Source organism: Cocleimonas sp. KMM 6892, from assembly GCF_035798195.1.
Lineage (GTDB): Bacteria > Pseudomonadota > Gammaproteobacteria > Thiotrichales > Thiotrichaceae > Cocleimonas > Cocleimonas flava.
Map to the genome: position 1 here is coordinate 53473 of NZ_JAPFBV010000007.1, position 19308 is coordinate 72780.

17 protein-coding genes and 1 riboswitch are annotated in these 19308 nt (G+C 41.2%); of the genes, 8 read left to right on the top strand and 9 right to left on the bottom strand.

The features are described 5' to 3' along the window. Positions 1-42 precede the first annotated feature (42 nt). The 4 genes from tsaB to mrcB form a co-directional block, all read right to left on the bottom strand. Entirely contained in the window at positions 43-825 is a 783-nt protein-coding gene (gene tsaB / locus OO007_RS17840) for a tRNA (adenosine(37)-N6)-threonylcarbamoyltransferase complex dimerization subunit type 1 TsaB (RefSeq protein ID WP_325809825.1), read from the bottom strand. After that, a complete protein-coding gene (locus OO007_RS17845; protein ID WP_131903913.1) occupies positions 818-2809 on the bottom strand; it encodes an ATP-dependent DNA helicase in 1992 nt (663 codons plus the stop codon). Before OO007_RS17845 ends, tsaB begins: the two co-directional genes overlap by 8 nt. 1 nt (position 2810) lies before the next feature. Then, entirely contained in the window at positions 2811-3590 is a 780-nt protein-coding gene (locus tag OO007_RS17850; protein ID WP_325809826.1) for a tetratricopeptide repeat protein, read from the bottom strand. Between the two features lie 231 nt (positions 3591-3821). Continuing rightward, positions 3822-6530 (bottom strand): penicillin-binding protein 1B, encoded by a 2709-nt coding sequence (gene mrcB / locus OO007_RS17855; protein WP_325809827.1) that lies wholly within the window; start codon positions 6528-6530, stop codon positions 3822-3824. Between the two features lie 403 nt (positions 6531-6933). Between mrcB and OO007_RS17860 the strand changes: the two genes are divergently transcribed. From OO007_RS17860 to OO007_RS17870, 3 genes are all read left to right on the top strand, one after another. Next, positions 6934-7596: a C40 family peptidase gene (locus OO007_RS17860; RefSeq protein ID WP_325809828.1), complete on the top strand. Its 663-nt coding sequence runs from the start codon at positions 6934-6936 to the stop codon at positions 7594-7596. A gap of 267 nt (positions 7597-7863) precedes the next feature. Continuing rightward, positions 7864-8295 carry a peptidoglycan-binding protein LysM gene (gene lysM, locus OO007_RS17865; protein WP_131903921.1) on the top strand — a complete coding sequence of 144 codons (432 nt, stop codon included), beginning with the start codon at positions 7864-7866 and terminating at the stop codon, positions 8293-8295. 71 nt (positions 8296-8366) lie between these two features. Next, positions 8367-8810, top strand: a complete 444-nt coding sequence (locus OO007_RS17870) for a YidB family protein (RefSeq protein ID WP_131903923.1) — start codon at positions 8367-8369, stop codon at positions 8808-8810. Positions 8811-8913: 103 nt separating this feature from the next. On the opposite strand, the gene OO007_RS17875 is transcribed toward OO007_RS17870, so the two are convergent. Continuing rightward, positions 8914-10593, bottom strand: a complete 1680-nt coding sequence (locus OO007_RS17875; protein WP_131903925.1) for a 2-isopropylmalate synthase — start codon at positions 10591-10593, stop codon at positions 8914-8916. Between the two features lie 170 nt (positions 10594-10763). On the opposite strand from OO007_RS17875, the gene OO007_RS17880 reads away from it, so the two are divergent. After that, on the top strand, positions 10764-11249 hold the full coding sequence (locus OO007_RS17880; protein WP_131903927.1) for an Lrp/AsnC family transcriptional regulator: 486 nt from the start codon (positions 10764-10766) through the stop codon (positions 11247-11249). Between the two features lie 181 nt (positions 11250-11430). On the opposite strand, the gene efpL is transcribed toward OO007_RS17880, so the two are convergent. Next, positions 11431-12003, bottom strand: a complete 573-nt coding sequence (efpL, locus tag OO007_RS17885; protein WP_299877256.1) for an elongation factor P-like protein EfpL — start codon at positions 12001-12003, stop codon at positions 11431-11433. A gap of 152 nt (positions 12004-12155) precedes the next feature. On the opposite strand from efpL, the gene OO007_RS17890 reads away from it, so the two are divergent. Both OO007_RS17890 and OO007_RS17895 read left to right on the top strand, forming a co-directional pair. Next, on the top strand, positions 12156-13118 hold the full coding sequence (locus OO007_RS17890) for an Ig-like domain-containing protein (RefSeq protein ID WP_325809829.1): 963 nt from the start codon (positions 12156-12158) through the stop codon (positions 13116-13118). Positions 13119-13317: 199 nt separating this feature from the next. Further along, positions 13318-13704 carry a VOC family protein gene (locus OO007_RS17895; RefSeq protein WP_325809830.1) on the top strand — a complete coding sequence of 129 codons (387 nt, stop codon included), beginning with the start codon at positions 13318-13320 and terminating at the stop codon, positions 13702-13704. 7 nt (positions 13705-13711) lie between these two features. On the opposite strand, the gene OO007_RS17900 is transcribed toward OO007_RS17895, so the two are convergent. The 3 genes from OO007_RS17900 to OO007_RS17910 form a co-directional block, all read right to left on the bottom strand. Then, positions 13712-15448 (bottom strand): hypothetical protein, encoded by a 1737-nt coding sequence (locus OO007_RS17900; RefSeq protein WP_325809831.1) that lies wholly within the window; start codon positions 15446-15448, stop codon positions 13712-13714. A 10-nt stretch (positions 15449-15458) separates the two neighbouring features. Further along, on the bottom strand, positions 15459-16463 hold the full coding sequence (locus OO007_RS17905) for a MotA/TolQ/ExbB proton channel family protein (RefSeq protein WP_165874584.1): 1005 nt from the start codon (positions 16461-16463) through the stop codon (positions 15459-15461). A 231-nt stretch (positions 16464-16694) separates the two neighbouring features. Further along, complete coding sequence (locus OO007_RS17910; protein ID WP_325809832.1) at positions 16695-17369, bottom strand: HAD-IA family hydrolase; 675 nt, start codon at positions 17367-17369, stop codon at positions 16695-16697. 141 nt (positions 17370-17510) lie between these two features. Between OO007_RS17910 and OO007_RS17915 the strand changes: the two genes are divergently transcribed. Continuing rightward, positions 17511-17990, top strand: a complete 480-nt coding sequence (locus OO007_RS17915) for a TlpA family protein disulfide reductase (RefSeq protein WP_325809833.1) — start codon at positions 17511-17513, stop codon at positions 17988-17990. A gap of 118 nt (positions 17991-18108) precedes the next feature. After that, a riboswitch (TPP riboswitch) is annotated at positions 18109-18219 on the top strand. Positions 18220-18268: 49 nt separating this feature from the next. Beyond that, positions 18269-19282: a thiamine ABC transporter substrate binding subunit gene (gene thiB, locus OO007_RS17920; RefSeq protein ID WP_325809834.1), complete on the top strand. Its 1014-nt coding sequence runs from the start codon at positions 18269-18271 to the stop codon at positions 19280-19282. Positions 19283-19308: the final 26 nt, after the last annotated feature.

The window sequence follows — 19308 nt, forward strand, 5'->3', positions numbered from 1 at the left end:
CATTCAGGTTAGAATTTTAAGATACTGTATTATAAGAATAATTTATTGTTTTCTCGATTTTTTCGCTACATTGTTACGAATATATACGGGTTGTGCATCTTCAATTGCGACTGTTCTTTGTTGCAAAAACTCTATCATCGCAAGGCGAGCAATCTCCGTAGCACTAGGAAAAGCATTCTCGATGATCGTTAAACTTTGCTCAGAGTTTTTAACAGAACCATCCAATGTTTCCAATGTATATACATCCCAGGCTGAACCGATACCTAGAAAATGTTTGCCCTCAAAACAATCAATATACTCCCCAATCTCAACCATTTTTGTGACTTTTTCATCATTTATGAGAATTAATTCACTTTTTTGGAATTCAAAAGCCCCCCAATAGACTTCATCCATTCGCGCATCAAGCCCGACAAGAATTGTTTCACCCGAATATTTTTGTTGTCTGTCCTGTAATGCGGATACAGACTGAAGTGCCAAGGCAGATAAAGTAGAAACAGGAATCACAGGTTTATCTATAGAAAGCGCCAAACCCTGAGAGATACCTGCTGCAATGCGCAAGCCGGTGAAAGCTCCTGGGCCACGACCAAATGCAATTGCATCGATATCATCCATGGTACACCCCCCTACTTTCAGCACTTCTTCTATCATTGGCAGAATTAGCTTGGTGTGTTCTCGAGGGGCAAGTTTAAATTGCGAGAATATTTTAGGCTCTGCACCCTTTCGCTCTGCAGTGTTAACATCTGTATCAGTTGAATTATCTTCAAAGCTGATCAAAGCAGCGGAACAAGCTTCTGTAGCAGTTTCTATAGCGAGTATATTAGGCATCGGCAGTTTTACCCTTATCCAGATCTTCGCCTTTAGGCGATTCAGTCTGGAGTTTTTTAGTTTTTAGGTGTTCGAAAAAGCGCTCAACCACTTCTAGCTTACTGGTTCTAGGGACTCTCGGCATGCTTTCCAGAAACGTATTTCCATAAGATTTAGTTCGTAAACGCGGATCACAGATCATCAGCAAACCGGTATCGTTATCATCGCGAATAAGACGACCTACACCCTGTTTAAGCGCAATTACTGCTTGCGGTAGCTGATATTCAAAGAAAGGATTACCACCGGCCTCACGAATACTTTTGATACGCGCTTCAAGAACCGGATCACCCGGTGATGCAAACGGAAGCTTATCGATAATTACACAGCTTAACGCTTCCCCCCTGACATCAACGCCTTCCCAGAAACTACTGGTTCCCAGTAAAACGGCATTACCCAATTTACGGAAATTATCGATCATGTCGCCTTGTGATGAATCACCCTGTACCAGAATGGGATAATCGATTTCACCTCGCAACAGTTCCGCGGCTTCGTTGAGTGCCCGGTAACTGGTGAACAACATAAATGTTCGACCACCACTCGCTTTAATAACAGGAATAGCCGCTTCAACTAACGCAGGCACAAATTCTGCATTTTGCGGTTCAGGAATATTCGGTGGCGCATAAAGCAAGGAATTGTGCCAATAATCAAATGGACTATCGAGCAATAATTCCTTCGGTGATTCCATGCCAATGCGCTGGGTAAAATGATCGAAAGATTTGCCGACTGCGATGGTTGCTGAGGTTAAAATCCACGCGCACGGCCAACTTTCTAAATGTTTTTTAAACGTATCTGCAATATCTAACGGTGTTGAAACCAGTGAAAAGGATCGCGTATAAGTTTCATACCATTGAACAGTATTAGCTTTTGGGTCATTTAAATTACGTAAACGTTCTACCTGGATTTGTATGCGCTCGTAACAAGACTCAAGTCCTTTGCTACGCTCAGCCGCAATTTTTAACTGACTATACAAGGAATCGAGTATTTCACTTAAATGCGCAATCTCTTTCTCGATAGCTGGTTTCGTTTTTATTTTATACCACGGCTCACGCAGACCCGGTTTATCCATCGCTAAACGCAAGTCTAATACGCACTTTTCCAATTCACGCAAATCATCGCGTAAGTCCGTCATATCCGCAGCGCCACTAAGAACCTCAGCGAGGGTATCCCGGCCTAATTCAATTAATTGGCGACTACTTAATGTTTCACTAAAAAACGTAGAAGCAACTTCAGGGAGTTGATGTGCCTCATCCAGAATCACCGCATTCGCACTCGGTAATAATTCGCCAAAACCCTCTTCCTTTAAGGCTAAATCTGCAAAAAATAAGTGATGATTAACGACGACAACATCGGCTTCTTGGGCTTCTCTTCGAGCTTTAACCACAAAGCAGCTGTCGTAGTCCTCACAATCTGTGCCTAGACAATTGTCTGCAGTTGAAGTGACTTGCTGCCAGACTTCAGCATCTCTGGGAACGCTATTGAGCTCTCCAATATCACCAGAATAGGTCATGACTTCCCAGTCAGCAATTCGCTGCAAATGAGAAATGGTACGGCGATCATCAAATTGACCTTCCGACTGCGCACGCCCCAAGCGATACCGACACAGATAATTTGCGCGCCCTTTTAGTAGTGCGATTTGAGTATCTGTTTTTAAGGCATTTTTAACGACTGGCAAATCTTTGGCAAAAAGTTGGTCTTGTAAGGTTTTGGTCCCTGTTGAAACGATAATTCGACCACCGGAAGCTATCGCCGGCACCAAATACGCAAAGGTTTTACCAACACCCGTTCCCGCCTCGATAACCGCAGCAGAATGGTTTTGAATCGCTTCGCCAACCGCTTCCATCATTTGCTGTTGTTGATCACGTACCTGAAAACCTGGTATGGCGGCTGCTAGCGGCCCATCATCACTAAGCAGTTTTTTCCAGTCATCATCTAAGTCAATTCCCATATCAAGGATTTAACTTGATGTAATCAAGCGCTTCTTTGATAGCAGTGGCGTTACCTGATTTCTCACCTGCTTTTTTAATTAATGCCCAGTTTTGCGCGATCAAATTATCATCGTTTGAATAACGATTAGATTTTTTAGCCATGGTGATAGCCTGTGTGTAATCATTATCTGAGTAATGCGCTTTTGACAGTAAATGCCATAACTCTGGATTCTGAGATTCAATACGTAAACCTCTTTCCAGTTTACTCACCGCTGAGCTATTTTTGCCTATTGCCAAATCTGCGCGTGCACCTATCATTAGTGACTTAACCGCAGGTGAGCTACTCGAAGAAGTGTCAGCAGCCTCCTCTTTCTCTGGACTAGGATTTTCTACCGTAGATGTAATGCTCAAAGAATTACTCTCAGGTACCGTTGCATAAGGATCGATATCAACCGTAGCCTGCTCTTTAGCTTGTTTTTGCAAAAGTTCCTTTGCCTGCATTCTTTCCTCGGCAGTAATCACTTTAGCCTGAGGTTTGACCACTTTTGCAACGGGCGCTTTTTGCACACGCGTCACTTTTTTCGGCTGCGTATAGCGAGGATTATTGACTTGCTGTCGTTTAACTTCAGGAATTTTGGGTAAAGCTCTAGCCTGAGATTGTGGTGACTGAAACGAATCGACAACCGAACACCCCGTCACACTCATGAGCAATAATGCCAATCCTACACATTTTACTTTATGGGTAAATTGAAAAATGAACTGATAATTAGATGGATTATTGTATTGAGGAAATGTGTTCATGTTGCTTATGCTTTCTCTGGTTTTCATTTTTCAGTAAATACAGGGGGCTGTAAATACGGGTTTTATAAGGCTTGTAAGAATTATCTTGATCCACCCCCCTACTTTGGGGGCTTTTTTATTTCCAATTTTTGTTGGAAAAAACACGCTATAAGTAGGGGGGTGTACTTAAATAGAATGAATCAGCGCGGAGTATATTACCAGAAGCTCAATAAGCAACCAATATATGACAGCTTATAACTGACCACTCCAAATTGGACCATCATCAACAGGTGCTTGTTGTTTTTGTTTATCACTCCATTGAATGGCTTTTTTCTTTGCCAATCCATTACCAGACAAATTCATTTGATCGGTCTGATTTCTATTTTGACGATTTTGATTATTAGGTGCGCTATTCGCACTATTGTTGCCTTGCCAAACAGGTGCACCTGCTGAATTATTTGTAGACTCGCTACTAATTTCATACTGTATTTCAGGAACGCATTCACTGATTTCGTTAGGCTCTGTTCCGGCAAAGAACGGCACTGTATGAGATTTTCCACACGATGGATTAAAAATCAGACCCGTAACCGTATCAACCTTCATAAACTTAATACCTTTAGGTCTAACTGGCTTAAATGGCTTAGTCGGAATCTCTTTCATGAAATCAGCCCATACGCGTAACGCGCCAGCAGCCCCTGTGAAACCCGTAGGCTTGTTGTCATCTCGACCGACCCAGACAGACACCACGTGTTGGCCCGTGAACCCAGCGTACCAACTATCTACATTTTTATTGGTTGTGCCTGTTTTACCCGCAGAATTTTTCCAAGCAGGCAAGGCATGACTTAAGTAACGTGCCGTGCCTTCTTTGGTGACTTTATTCATCGCGTAAGTTAACAAATAAACCGATTCTTCTTTGGCAACCTGTCGAACTTTTAGTGGATAACTCTTGAGCGTTTCACCGTATGAATTCATCACACTTCGGATTGCCTTTAACGGCGTATAACTTCCACCGGCTGCCAATGTTTGATAAATCTGTTGCACTTCCATCGGCGTTAACTGTAAAGCGCCCAACAATAAAGAGGGGTTCTCTGTGACTTCATGATTTAAACCCAGATTATGCAAGGTACGAATAACCTGTTCCAGACCTAAAGTTATACCGATACGCACCGTCGGCGTATTAAGAGATTTAACCAGACCTTCTTCAAATGGAACAATGCCTAAATCTTTTCCGCTGTAGTTTTTCGGTTTCCAGGTTTTTGTTTTGGATAAACGAACTGTCACAGGACCTGCATCAACCGGACTAGCCAAGGTATATTCACCCGACTCAATTGCAGAAAGATAAACGACTGGTTTAATCAACGAACCTATTTGGCGTGAAGCGCTTAAGGCACGATTGTAACCAGCAAAACGTGCATCACGACCACCCACCACAGCCAATACTTCACTGCCCTGAGCGCTACTAACCACCATCGCACCATTGAGTTTATCTTTCTCCATGCGCTTGGATTTTTCGAGCTGCTCGATACGTTTCTTTAATACCTTTTCAGCCGTGATTTGAACGATAGGATCCATCGAAGTAAAGATCAGTAATCCTTCGGAATTCAAATCTTTCTCGTTGTAATCTCTTTGTAATTGCTTACGCACCAGTTCTAAATAAGAAGGAAAAGGACTCACACTCGGTGGCGCAAAGGTATTCACACCCAAAGGTTTTTTCTTAAGAACAGCGACTTTCTCTTCTTCCAGAACGCCTTCCCTCGCCATCACATCCAACACTAGGTTACGACGTTCCATTGCTCTTTTAGGATGGGATCTTGGATTGTAAACCGATGGACCTTTTGCCAAACCAATTAACAGTGCGACCTGTTCTGTGCTTAATTCACTAATCGGCTTATTGAAATAAAACTGAGACGCTAAACCGAAACCATGTATCGCACGTTTACCGTTTTGCCCCAGATAAATTTCATTCAAATAGGCTTCGAGAATTTCATCTTTATCGTAATGCACCTCAAGCAGCATCGCCATGATGGCTTCTTGCGCTTTACGCTTATAACTTTTTTCGCTGGTTAAAAAGAAGTTTTTCACCAACTGTTGCGTCAGCGTACTTGCACCCTGAACTCTTCGACCTGCTTCGGCATTAGCCAACACTGCGCGAACAATAGATTTTGGATTAACCCCAAAATGATCGTAAAATTTCTTATCTTCAACAGCCACCAGACCTTTTGCTAGTAACGGCGTGACGTCATCAAGCTTTACCAATACTCGGTCTTCATTGTGCTGTGGATAGAAATTACCAATTAAAACAGGCTCGAGGCGCATTAAGGTTAATGGCTCATTACTCTCTGTATTCAATAATTTGACGATCTTATCTTTTTTAATCTGGATACTGATTCTGCGTGAAATTTCCTGATCCTGAGCAAACTTAAAACCACGCGTTTGAATAGAGAACAGTCCTTTTTTATCTTTGGTGAATTGTCCCGTACCGACCAGATGAGTTACATAGCTGTAACCCAGCAATTGAAGTTCTTTCTGTAGATTTTCCGGCTTTAAACTCTGACCTTCGTAAATTTCCAATGGTCTTGCAAAAACTCGTGCTGGCAATGCCCAACGCTTACCTTCAAACTGCGATCGAACCAGTTCATCCTGTTGTAAAACATAGGCTGCAGTCAGTAATGAACCAATCACAATACCGATTAAAATAGCAATTCTGGATACGCGCCATAAACCTTTAAATACGCCTAAGATAATGCCGAATACCGTACGTTTTCTGGGTGGAACAGCTTGTTCTGTTAAATCAGCATCTTCTTCTGCCAACGCATGTGGCTCAAGGTCATCATGCTCAGTGCTGTTATCAACGTCCACAGTGTTTTCGACGTCCACAGCATCATCTGCGGAATCGGTAACAATATCTGAAACCTCGGAGAGGTTTAATGTATCAAATGGTTTGTCTTTATTGTCTGACAAAGGAAAGCCCCGGAAATATGACTAATAGCTTATGACTGTTTTCAGTTTGTTAAGTTCTAAACTAAACCCTGAAGCAGTTTTCTAATTAGTGTTATGGATTCTACAATAATTTACACATCACTGTATGAGATTATGTTTAAGTTAATTTAATAAACATACTTAAGATTCTCTCTAAAACGCACTGTTACTCATAATTTATTAATTACTAGGTTGAAATCATGAAAAATTCATAATGATTAGCAAGCTTAGAATCAATTAAGTTCATTTTGATTCAGCATACAGTAACCATTGACCAAGTACTCTTATCATCTTTAATGGTCTCTAATTCATTTACTGAGACTCATTCTTCCTTTCTTATGTGCATTTTATGTGCACAGAAAAATGATAATAAGAGTAAATAGCAATGAAGAAATTAAGCGCCCTGTTAAGCTTAATCGTTTTAACCCAATTAATATCAGCCTGTTCTCAGGGTCGATATACCCATTACCAACAGCCCCAGAGCAATCAACAACAGACAGCCGTGCAACAACAAAGCGCACAGCAACAAAGAGCACAGCAACAAGGTCAACGCTACTCACAACAATCACCATCTCGAAGACAGGTGCAAAACTCTGCACCACAGTCATCTTCACAGCAGGCATCACGCCCTCAGTTTTCACAGCAGACTCAACAGTCAGCTGTTTATGATGTTAATCCTGCTCGCAACAGAATGGTACAAATTGCAACAAGCGCCATAGGAACCCGCTATAAGTGGGGGGGTGACTCACCACAAAAAGGGTTCGATTGCAGTGGACTCATGACGTATGTTCATAAGAATGCCTTAGGAATGAATATTCCAAGAACCACAGCAAACCAAAGAGACCGCAGCCGCACCATTCCTTACCAGCAATTACAACCCGGCGATATGCTATTTTTTAAGACCGGCGCCAGAACCAATCATGTTGGCGTCTACATAGGCAACCGAAAGTTTGTGCATGCTCCCTCAAGCGGAAAACGCGTCACTGTCGCTTCTATGGATAACGCCTATTGGCACAAACGCTTTGTTAAATTTGGCTCATTTCTTTAAAAGCCAAATATTGTGCTGATTACGTTTAGCTGATCATATCTAATTATGCGTTAAGTATTGGCACCCCCTTACTTTGGGGCACTTTTTTTGAATTCGTTTATAAGCTGGCACTATCTTGCCCAGCTATGCTGCCTAACGTGTTGCCAACAAGCATTTAATTCAATGACCTTGAAATACATGAATATAACCCTATGATAGCTGTGTAATTCTGATAAATATAAACTATCATTAGAATTCACAAATTAATTAAATCAAAGGAGATTTACAATGGGTCTATTAAGCTTTGCCAAGAATATTGGTAAGAAAATTTTTGGCAGCGAAGATGAAGCGCCAGAAAAATTAAAAAAACATATCGAAGAAGATAACCCTGGTATTAGCAACCTTGAAGTCGACGTTAAAGACGGAGTCGCAACTATCAAAGGCGAAACAGATGACCCCAGCGCACTGGAAAAAGTCATTCTAATGGCCGGTAATGCTTTAGGCATCGAAGAAGTTCATGCCGATGAAGTCACTGCTCCAGCTCAAACTGTTACTGTTGAATATTACGAAGTTAAGAAAGGCGATAGTCTTTGGAAAATAGCCCAGAATGCTTATGGGGACGGTAACCGTCACCCTGAAATTTTTGAAGCTAACAAAGAAGTCATCCAAAACCCTGACCTTATATTCCCGGGTCAAATGCTACGTATTCCTCAAGACTAATTGAACCTAAATTCAACAAGTAACACTTATATTTGTTGAAACAAGTATTAATTAATCTAAAGGATAATATTATGGACATGGGCGATCTTTTAAAAATGGGTGCTTCGGCATTTATGAATAGCCAACGTAGTGGTGAAGCAGGCAGTGGCCTTGATCTTGGATCTTTAACTTCTGCACTTTCTGGCCTTACTGGCGATAGTGAAGAAGGCGGATTAGACATCGGCTCTCTGCTTGGCAAAATGCAAAGCGGCGGAATGGCTGAGATGGCTGCTTCTTTCCTTGGAGACGGCGAAAATCAGGAAATGGCGGATAGCGATGTGACTGATCTTTTCGGTGCTGACAAAATCTCTGAATTTGCATCACAGTTAGGTATGAGCGAGACAGAAGCTGTCGGCGGATTACGCGATGCGATGCCACAGATGATGGATCAGGCAAGTAGCGGCGGATCACTTCTCGATTCTATCGGTGGTATCAGCGGCGCTATCGGCCTTGCTGGTAAATTATTCGGAAGATAATTCGAATAATAAGAAGAATAAAAAAACCACCCTACTGGGTGGTTTTTTTTCGTCTGTACTTTTTAAAGTTCAAACTCACTTCAAACTAAAGATCAGTTAAGTTTTACACGGCTTTCGCAAGTTGTTCTAATTTAACCGCAGAATCCATTGCCGATAACAAAGCCTGTAAACCCGCTTTAGTAATATCTTCATCAATCGCGCAGGCACTGTATATTTTATCTTCTACTTCTATTGCTACAGCCGCAATTGCATCAGAGCGTGTTCCTTCGGTTAATGCGAATTCATCAAAGTGAAGTACGCGTATATTCATACTGGAACGCCTTTTCACTGCATCGACCATTGCTTCGAATGCGCCTTTGCCTGCACCTTTAAAGGCGGGAGATTGACCGATGTTAAATTCAAGTTCGACATAATCTTCTTTAGTCTTGATTGAATAGTCTCTTAGTGTCCATAAATCTGACACCTGAATAAAGTTGCTCTGGAAAATCTCATGAATTTTCGCTGGTGTAATTTCTTCACCGCTTTTATCCACATGCGCTTGTACCAACACACTCAATTCACCATGCATCCATTTAGGCAATGTGATACCAAAGTCACGTTCTAATACTAATGCCACACCACCTTTGCCTGACTGGCTATTGATACGCACCACTTCTTCGTATTCGCGGCCAATATCGCGAGGATCAATCGGCAAGTAGGCGACATTCCAATGTTCGCGTCCATTTTCATTATGGAAGTCGATAGACTTACGAATCGCGTCTTGATGACTGCCTGAAAATGCCGTGTAAACTAACTCTCCTGCCCATGCATGTCGCGGATGAACCGGCAACTGCGTACAATATTCTACGCACTCCACTATTTCAGCCATATTACTTAAATCTAATTCGGGGTCGATGCCTTGCGAATACAAATTCATCGCCATAGTCACGATATCCATATTGCCGGTACGCTCACCATTACCTAGCAATGTCCCTTCGATACGATCCGCGCCCGCCAAAATACCCATTTCTGCAGCAGCGATTCCACAACCACGATCGTTATGCGTATGCAAACTGATTTCAATACTGTCACGTTGTGGAATATTGTTGCAAAACCACTCGATTTGATCGGCAAACACATTCGGCATTGCAGACTCGACCGTTGCAGGTAGATTAATAATCACACGTTGGTCTTTATTATCCTTTTGCCAGACATCAATTACCTGACTACACACATCAACCGCATAATCTAATTCTGTCTGACTGAAACTTTCAGGAGAATACTGAAAGCTCCATTGTGTTTCAGGGTATTTTTCAGCATACGATTTCACCAAGCTCGCACCATTCAACGCGATATCAGTAATGCCTTGCTTGTCGCGTCTGAACACTTGCTCGCGCTGTACAAACGAAGTCGAGTTATAAACGTGCACAATCGCTTGTTTAACGCCTACCAATGACTCGTAGCTGCGCGAAATCAAATCTTCACGTGCCTGGGTTAGTACCTGAATGGTTACATCATCAGGAATCATATTCTCTTCGATTAGGACTCTTACAAAATCAAAATCTGCCTGCGAAGCCGACGGGAAACCCACTTCAATCTCTTTGAAACCCAATTCAAGCAATAGCTTGAACATGCGAGTTTTCTGCTCGACATTCATCGGATTCGGCAAAGCCTGATTGCCATCGCGCAGGTCCACACTACACCAGTTTGGTGCTTGTGTTATCGAACGATTAGGCCATGCACGATTAGGCATCTCGATCGGAGCGAATGGTTTATATTTTTTATGGTCGAAGCCAGCTTTCATAACAATTTCCAGTTTAATCCTGATTAATATTGATTAGATTCTATAAGTGGAATGATAAGCAAAAAACCACGCAATTACTTTGCGAATAATTCATTAATTTATCTTAAATTGGCATTTATTATCAAATTTTGTTATTTTCTAGCAATATTAAACTAGATACTAGATAAATCATGACATCCAAAATCCAATTAGATGCTTTTGACGTTAAAATCCTTCAGGAATTACAAATTGATGGAGGCTTAAGCAATCAGGAACTCGCAGAAAAAATCGGACTATCTGCTTCACCCTGTTTACGTCGGGTAAAGATTCTTGAAGAGAATGGCATTATCGAAAAAAGAGTGACATTACTGGATCGTAAGAAGCTAGGGCTGGATATCACTGCAATCATTCAAATTGGAATGGATCGTCATACGCCTAAAAAATTCGAAGTGTTTGAAGCCCAACTCAAAACTTACGAAGAAGTGATCGAATGTTATCTTATTACCGGCCAGGACGCGGACTACACCATCAAAGTTGTGGTGCCCGACATGGAGGCGTATCAGGAATTTTTACTCAATCACATTACCACTATTCCAGGTGTAAGCAGTGTAACATCAAGCTTTGTAATGCGGCGCGTGGTGGATACGGGGGCATTACCACTTAAGTATGTTAAGTAGAAAGATAACCTAAAGTCCCCCCTACTTTGAATGATATTACGTTTTCGTTCTTTGAAAACGTAAATAGAATTTATGCAGAGCTAGGGGCGTTTTTTTATTGATACTTTTTTATAGAGCCATTATTGATGGTCCTATATTTAGGACATTAGCTTAAAATACGGAATATAAAATCAGAGACAAATCACTCATTGTCTCTAGACATGAACTTACCTGTTCCGGTATTCACTTTGATAATTTCACCGGTCTCCAGATATTCTGGCACTTGCACTTCAATACCCGTGCTTAAAGTAGCCGGCTTATTTCGGTTTGTTGCGCTTGCGCCTTTAAGTCTTGGCGCGGTATCCGTCACTTCTAAAGATACCGTAGATGGCAGAACAACACCGATGATATTGCCTTCGAGCAATAATGCTGTGATTTCTTCCATACCCTCGGTGATATAACCTACTTGGTCACCCAGATCATCTTTATTCAAGGAGTGTTGCGAATAATCTTCGTTATCCATAAACACATAATTATCGCCATCCATATATGAAAATGAAACTTTAACGCGCTGGCAATCGGCTTCTTTGAGCATCTCTTCCGCTTTATGCGATTCATCACGCTTCATGCCTGTCTGTAGATTGTTATAACGGATCTTGTAATAAGTTGATGCACCACGAGAAGATGGGCTTTTGCAGTCTACGCTCTTTACGGCATGTGGAACGCCATCGAATTCTATAATCATTCCACGTTTTAGTTCATTTGCCTTAGGCATAGTCTTCCCCTCGTTGTATTTTTTAAAGCATGGAGTCTAGGTTTTCACCGCTGCAGATGCAAGGCTTGCATGATTATTAAGTACAGACAAATGAACCGTTTATCCCTATTTCTATACCTATTAAGACCCCCAAAAACACAATGGAAGATATAATGAAATTACGTAAACTACTGTCATACACACTCATCCCTGTTGCTTTATTGCAACTTCAGGCTTGTGGTGGAGGCGGCAGTAGCAGCAGTTCAAACAACAGTGTTAATAACCCTGTTAATACCGCAAACCAACCAAATGACACCACTTCCCCAACGCTATACATGCGCGGTTCGACACCTTTATTGCTAGCATTAGGCGAATCGTTTAATGATCCGGGCGCATTAGCTATCGATGATGTTGACGGCGACATCAGCGATCAGGTTTTAGAATCAAACGATATTAATACCAATATTGCAGGTTGTTACACACAGAGTTTCTTTGTAACAGATTCTGCGGGTAATAGCAGTGCTGAATCAAGAACGGTGTTTGTCGGTACAGATGCACAAAGACATTCGCCGAATACTGCTCCGGATGTTCTTCAAGACGCCGTTTCAACAAATAATTATGACGTCGTCACTATTGATGTATTGTCTAATGATAGCGATGCAGAATGTGATCAATTAACGGTTGTTTCTGTTTCCCAGCCTGCTTTGGGCGAAGCGTATGTGAATAGCGACAATACAGTGAGCTATGACCCACAAGGCAATGTCGGCAGTCATTCATTTATCTACACCGTTTCAGATCAGCACGGTGGCTTAAGCACAGAAGGCGTAACGGTAGCGAGTGTTGACCCCGACGATAATAATGATAACTGGCCCAATGTAGTCCCAGATACGGCTACGACCTCACAAGGGGCAACAGTATTTATCGATTTATTGGGTAATGATTCAGATGCTGATGGCGACGTACTTGTGCTCGATCAAGTTGATACCCCACAGCATGGCACCATCGTTAAACAAGATGGCGGAGTGTTTTATACGCCAGACGCTGGTTATATCGGCACTGATTCTTTCTACTACGGTGTGCATGATAATCATGGTCATAACGGGTCTGCGATTGTCGAAGTTAACGTGACTCAATAAACTGTAATAAACGTTAACAAATAAAATAAACCTAATACACCCCCCTACTTACAGGCCTTTATTTAAAAAAAGGCCTGTAAGTAGGGGGGTGTATTTTTTTGCCCGTGTTTTATAGTAATTAATCGTGTTTAATAGAACCAAGCATTAACATCCATGCGGTTCTCATAAAATAAAACAATAGAGTTAAGTGAGGTTGAATATGTCCCAAAACACCAGTAACACCAGTAATACCAGTAAGCAACACGAAAAGATCAACTACATTGAACTACCAGCGAAAGATATCGAAAAAGCCAAATCATTTTTCAGCGATGTGTTTGCATGGACATTTGAAGATTTTGGACCAGAGTACACAGCCATCCATAATGCGGGTATTGATGGGGGATTCTATAAATCAGAACTTAATGTTTGCACTAAAAACGGAAGCGCTTTAGTGGTGTTTTACAGTAATGATCTAGAAAGTACTCAGGAAAAGATTGAACAATCTACCGGGGAAATCAGCGAAGCAATTTTCTCATTTCCTGGCGGCAGACGTTTTCACTTTACCGATCCAAACGGCAATGAATATGCCGTTTGGTCAGATGCATAATGATTAATTAGTTCTGGAAGTAATAATCGTATTTACGTTGTAAGTTGCTCGTAAACTTCCACGCTTCGTTATAAGACAAACCACTGTTCTCAGGAATCACAACTTTGATGTATAGATTCTCTTTGTGCTTCTTTTTTAATGCCTCTAAACCGCTGGCTAACTGTTTTGCCGTTACCGTTTTATAGCTACCATTCGGGCTGGTTTTCAATCTGATAACCTTTTTACCGCCCCTCTTTTTATAGGTCACACTGGCAATATACTTACCTTTTGATGAACGCGCAGGTCGCAACAACTTTTGATATTTGCTATCCAGCGTATCGTACTCACCCTGAAGGCTTCTAAGCTGGCTATTCCCTTCTTCCTGATCTACTTTAAGTGCTGCGATTTGCTCTTCTTTAGCCTTTAACAGCTCCTGTGACTCTTCAACACTGGCCGTAAGTTTAGCCAGCTCTTTTGCTTTCTCTTCCAGTTGTTGTGTCAGTGTTTGCTCTACTGTGCCCTGTTGCTCTTTATCGCTTTGCGTTTCTTCTAAACGGCTTTGAAGTGCGGCTAATTGCTGTTGCAAATTCTGGGAAGTTTCGCGCTCTTGTTCTAACGCCTTATTTGTCTTTTCAAGTTCCGAGGTTAAAGAACCGTATTTACTATCAAGACTGCTACGATCACTTTGTAAGGATTTCAACATCGCAACACTATTCGACGCAGATGTCTTGAGCTTTTCAATTTCAGCTAATTTTGACTGTTTAGACTGCTCTAAGGTTTTTAATGCCGTTTCACTCGCGACCAGCTTTTCACTCAAGGTCTTTTCCTGATTAAGAACAGTAGCAATCTGTTCTTTCTGAGATGCATTCACCTCAACAAGCTTTTGATTTTCCTGACTCGATTGAGATAGATCTGTTTTTAACGCGGCAATGGATGCGGTGCTTTCTTTAATCAGCGACTCTTTTTCAGCAAGGTTTGATTTTTGAACCGCAACCTCTTCAGAAAGTGCCGTTTTTTCAGCAGTAACAGACGCTAAATCTGTTTTCAAGCTTGCAAGTAGTGCCGCATTCTTTGTGTTGATTTCTTCACTTGCCAACAGTTTTGCTTGCGTTTCTTTTAAACTTTCCCGTGTTTCTTTAAGACTCGATTGCGTCTCTGCCAGTGTATTTTCTGTACTTGTATTTTTAGTGGTTAATGCAGTGAGTTTGGTATTTAACGCAGTGATCGCATCAGACTTTTCGGTCAATTGCTGCTTTGCTGTTGCCAATTGCTGATTCGTTTCCAGTAAACGCTTATCGGTATCGGTGAGCTTTTCACTGGTACTCAGTAAATTCGCTTTTTCAGTCTCGTATCTTGTATTTAGCGCCTTTAACTGCTCTTCAATTGAAGTAAGTAAGGTGGATTTAGCTGTTAAATTTTCAGTGGTACTGGAAAGTTTTTGTTGAGTATCTGCAAGACTTGCTTTTTCAACTTCATATTTTTGATTTAAAGTAACCAGTTGTTTCTCTAAGGATTTGAGTCTGGCTGAAAGTGTCTGATTTTGTTCCTGTCGATTTTCTGCTAAATCAGATGCTATGTGTTGTGCATTAATACTGGTCTTTAGTTCTGATATAAGCGTCCAGTTATTGAGAATAACCGCGACTGTAACCAAAAGAAAAACCATCACAATAACCATCATGATGTCGGTAAATGAAGGCCAGAAGCTCTCTTCATTGACATTGTGATTTTCTAAATGGGTATTCGACCCTGGATAACCGTAGTTCATCTAAGTCTCCCTATTTAAGGTCTGCGACTTTAATATCACTTTCGGCTTGTTTCGCCAATTCTACTGCAGGTTTATTTAGGTCTGTTGATTTATCAGAATCATATTCAGGCTCGGACAAGTGAAAACCTTTTCGTATCAAATCTTTAATATCATCAAGACTCGAACCTTTTACTTGTCCATGTAAGTCATTAACAGCTAATTGTAAACGGTCTCCAGCGAGCATAAACCTATCTTCAACCATCAAGAGCTTTTCTGCCGCTTTATTCAATGCATTGGTTAGCTCTGCGACTTTATTGATCATCCCCTCTTGAGTGTGAGAAACACTTGGGATCAGATACATGCTGGTCATGTCTTCAATCTGAGTTAACAACTGAATGCGCGCATCATTTAAACGAAGATAAAAATAGGCAAACACAAAGAAGCACACAATTGCCGTAATGGTAGAGCTTAGTGCAGATGACATGCCACTGATAATAGCGCCCATTTCTTTCACACCTTCAGGCGAATTAAGCAAACCAGCCGCGCCGATTAGCGCCATCGATAACGAAACAACGGTACCAAAAACACCCGCTAAAATTAATGTGCTGTGGACAAAGCGGATTAAGGTTAAACGTGAATTCTCGTGCGCATTAGAACTTGATGCCAACGCTTCCTGATTGATCGGTGAGCCTTGCTTGGCTAACCAGCGAATCGCCTTATAACGATTAACAGCCAAAGAATTTTGTTGCAGTCTTGCGGTTGGGTCTTGAGCATTTTCTTTTAGGTATTCAGTCAGCTGAAAGAGCACTCTTTGCTCGTTAATGTAGCGAAATAGCACTAAGACTATCCTTAACATACCGACAAAGAACAAGGCAAAGATAATGCCGTTGATAATCATGCCGATTTTACTAATTTCGCCAGATGCGTACATGCCGACGATTGTGTCTTTTTTATAAAGAATCAATAACGCGAAAGCGATTAAAAAAATGACAACCTGAATTAATGTACTCTTTGCACTGCTTTTACCAATATTCATTGTTTGCCCTTCCCCCAGGATCACAGCATTTGACTGGCGGCTATAATGACACGCCATGACAATTTGCTCAAATATTAGTCATTATCTTTTTAGCGGATTTTCTTCAACAAAGAAAACAACAGATAAAAATAAAAATGAATTATCAAACACTTAAGTGCATAGTTGTTATTTTTTCTCTAACTAAAAACTCTTTATTAAAAAAGTATTTAATCAGAGAAAACCTAAGCCCAGTTAGTTAAGCCAGGGTAGAATTTCATCAGGATATTCAATTACGCCGTTTGCTCCCCAGTTAACCGGTGTTTGCGAATCATCGATATAGCCATAACTCGCAATCAATGTTTGCATATTAGCGCGATTGCCCGCTTGAATATCACGTTCGGCATCACCGACATAAATACATTCAGTCGCGAGACTACCGCATTGACTGGCTGCTAAATAAAGCGGTGCCGGGTCTGGCTTTCTTTCAGGAATCGTATCACCCGAAATAACGCTACAGGCTCGTTGAGATAACTTCAACTGTTCTAATAATGGATTCGTTAAGAACGCCGGTTTATTTGTCACAATACCCCATCGAATGTAGTTTTCTTCGAGAAAAAGCAACACTTCATCCATCCCTTCGAAAAGTTTTGTATCCAAACACAGGTTTCTCTCGTATAAATGCAGGAAACGGAGACGACGACGTTCGAATTCATCTGGATTTTGTTGTTCTCCAAAACCTAGAGTGACCATCGCAACCGATCCATGCGATACGAAATCTCTACAAAACGCAGTAGTTAGAGGTGCTTTATCCTCTTCTGCTAAAAGAAGGTTTAGGGCATTTGTCATGTCTGGAGCGGTATCCAATAGCGTTCCATCTAAATCGAATAGCACACTGGATATTTTTGAACTGTTGTCTAATTTAGCCATCTAATTCACAAATCATCTTTAATTAAGTTTAATTTAAAATTGAATATGTATTGTTAACATATTTATATAACGAGGAAATTGTCTGTGATACGACTTTCATTAGCAAATAAAATATTTGGGACAGCATTAAAGAGTGTGCTGTTGGGAGCTCTAATCATTGGTAGTAATGCATTTGCATTCACCGATATGAATGGTAAGCAAGATTCAATCAACAACCACATTGGAAAAGATAAGTGGACGATCCTAGAGATTTGGGAATCAAGCTGTTCTGCATGTCGCAGTCATATGCCAGAAATGGTTGAATTTGATGGAAAGCTTAAAAATGCACGTATCATAGGTGTCACTCTTGATGGCGTAAGAGGCATTGAAGATGCTGAAGATTTCATCGCAGAATACGACATGAAATTCACCAACCTGGTAACTAACTACGTAGAAATGAATATCTGGATGGAGCAAAGCATTGGTGAATCACTTCAAGGCACTCCAACTTTTATTCTATTTGATCCAGAAGGAAAACTAGTCGCAGCCCAACCAGGTATTGTTGCTATTTCTTCATTAGAGAAGTTTATTACCCAGAATTCTGGGCAGGAAACAGCTCAAGTTGTTGATACAACAAAATAACGAAACTCGTTTAAGTTTAGAAAAGCCTTCGATATCGAAGGCTTTTTTTATGGGCACAATTTTTTATTGTCATAGTATAGGGATACTTGCTCGATCAACGACTTAGACATATAGTTACAACAACTCAACGGAGTGCCGCGCAACATTCAAACGGCTGAGAGGTTTCAAAACCGATCCGATGAACCTGAACCGGTTAGTACCGGCGTAGGGATGTGAGTTGAAGCTGTTTACCCAGTTTAAAACTTCTGCATCTCTCCGTTTTTATTGGAGACCCTTTCGTGCGATTTTTCTATTCTTTAATTTGTTTCACGCTGTTATCAATATCTATTCCTGCTATTTCAGCCGAATCAGCAGATAAACCGACACTCAATGTTTACACCTACGATTCATTTACCAGTGACTGGGGACCAGGTCCCAAAGTCAAAAAAGCTTTTGAAGAAGTTTGTAACTGCACATTAAATTATGTTGCTTTAGAAGACGGTGTTTCCTTGCTGAGCCGATTGAAGCTCGAAGGCAGACACACCAAAGCCGATATTGTTTTGGGTTTAGATACCAATTTAATGGCGAATGCAGAAGCAACTGGATACTTTGCCCCACACGAAATGGCGCTTGAAAATTCGACACTGCCTGAAAAATGGACAAATTCACATTTTATCCCTTACGACTTCGGCTACTTTGCTTTTGTTTATGACAAAGACAAGTTAAAGAATCCACCTACCAGTCTTAAAGCACTGATTGAAAACCCAGACTCACCGAAGATTTTGATTCAAGACCCAAGAACCAGCACCCCGGGTTTAGGCTTATTATTGTGGGTAAAAAAAGTCTACGGCGATAAAGCCGCAGAAGCATGGGAAAAACTAGCGCCGCGTATTGTGACTGTCAGTAAAGGATGGAGCGAAGCATACGGTTTATTCTTAAAAGACGAAGCACCATTGGTTTTAAGCTACACCACCTCACCTGCATATCACATGATTGCTGAAGAAAAGAACAACTTTGCCGCCGCTAAATTTTCAGAAGGTCATTACCAGCAAATTGAAGTAGCCGGAATGATCGCTGCGAGTAAAAACAAATTACTGGCAAAGAAGTTCCTGAGCTTTATTCAAGGCGAAACATTCCAGAAAATCATTCCAACAACGAATTGGATGTATCCCGCTGCACTGGCCAAATCTGAATTACCAGAAGCATTTAATACCCTTATTGATCCAGAACCAGCCCTTATTTTCTCAAGCGATGAGGTGAATAAAAACCGTAAAGCATGGGTTAGTGAATGGTTGAATGCTTTAGCTCAATAAATTATCCAGTTAGATAATCGATACAA

Bases quoted from the DNA above. Each gene is read 5' to 3' on its own strand.
- tsaB (WP_325809825.1), bottom strand. From the start codon at position 825: ATGCCTAATATACTCGCTATAGAAACTGCTACAGAAGCTTGTTCCGCT.
- OO007_RS17845 (WP_131903913.1), bottom strand. From the start codon at position 2,809: ATGGGAATTGACTTAGATGATGACTGGAAAAAACTGCTTAGTGATGAT.
- OO007_RS17850 (WP_325809826.1), bottom strand. From the start codon at position 3,590: ATGAACACATTTCCTCAATACAATAATCCATCTAATTATCAGTTCATT.
- OO007_RS17860 (WP_325809828.1), top strand. From the start codon at position 6,934: ATGAAGAAATTAAGCGCCCTGTTAAGCTTAATCGTTTTAACCCAATTA.
- lysM (WP_131903921.1), top strand. From the start codon at position 7,864: ATGGGTCTATTAAGCTTTGCCAAGAATATTGGTAAGAAAATTTTTGGC.
- OO007_RS17870 (WP_131903923.1), top strand. From the start codon at position 8,367: ATGGACATGGGCGATCTTTTAAAAATGGGTGCTTCGGCATTTATGAAT.
- OO007_RS17875 (WP_131903925.1), bottom strand. From the start codon at position 10,593: ATGAAAGCTGGCTTCGACCATAAAAAATATAAACCATTCGCTCCGATC.
- OO007_RS17880 (WP_131903927.1), top strand. From the start codon at position 10,764: ATGACATCCAAAATCCAATTAGATGCTTTTGACGTTAAAATCCTTCAG.
- efpL (WP_299877256.1), bottom strand. From the start codon at position 12,003: ATGCCTAAGGCAAATGAACTAAAACGTGGAATGATTATAGAATTCGAT.
- OO007_RS17890 (WP_325809829.1), top strand. From the start codon at position 12,156: ATGAAATTACGTAAACTACTGTCATACACACTCATCCCTGTTGCTTTA.
- OO007_RS17895 (WP_325809830.1), top strand. From the start codon at position 13,318: ATGTCCCAAAACACCAGTAACACCAGTAATACCAGTAAGCAACACGAA.
- OO007_RS17900 (WP_325809831.1), bottom strand. From the start codon at position 15,448: ATGAACTACGGTTATCCAGGGTCGAATACCCATTTAGAAAATCACAAT.
- OO007_RS17905 (WP_165874584.1), bottom strand. From the start codon at position 16,463: ATGAATATTGGTAAAAGCAGTGCAAAGAGTACATTAATTCAGGTTGTC.
- OO007_RS17910 (WP_325809832.1), bottom strand. From the start codon at position 17,369: ATGGCTAAATTAGACAACAGTTCAAAAATATCCAGTGTGCTATTCGAT.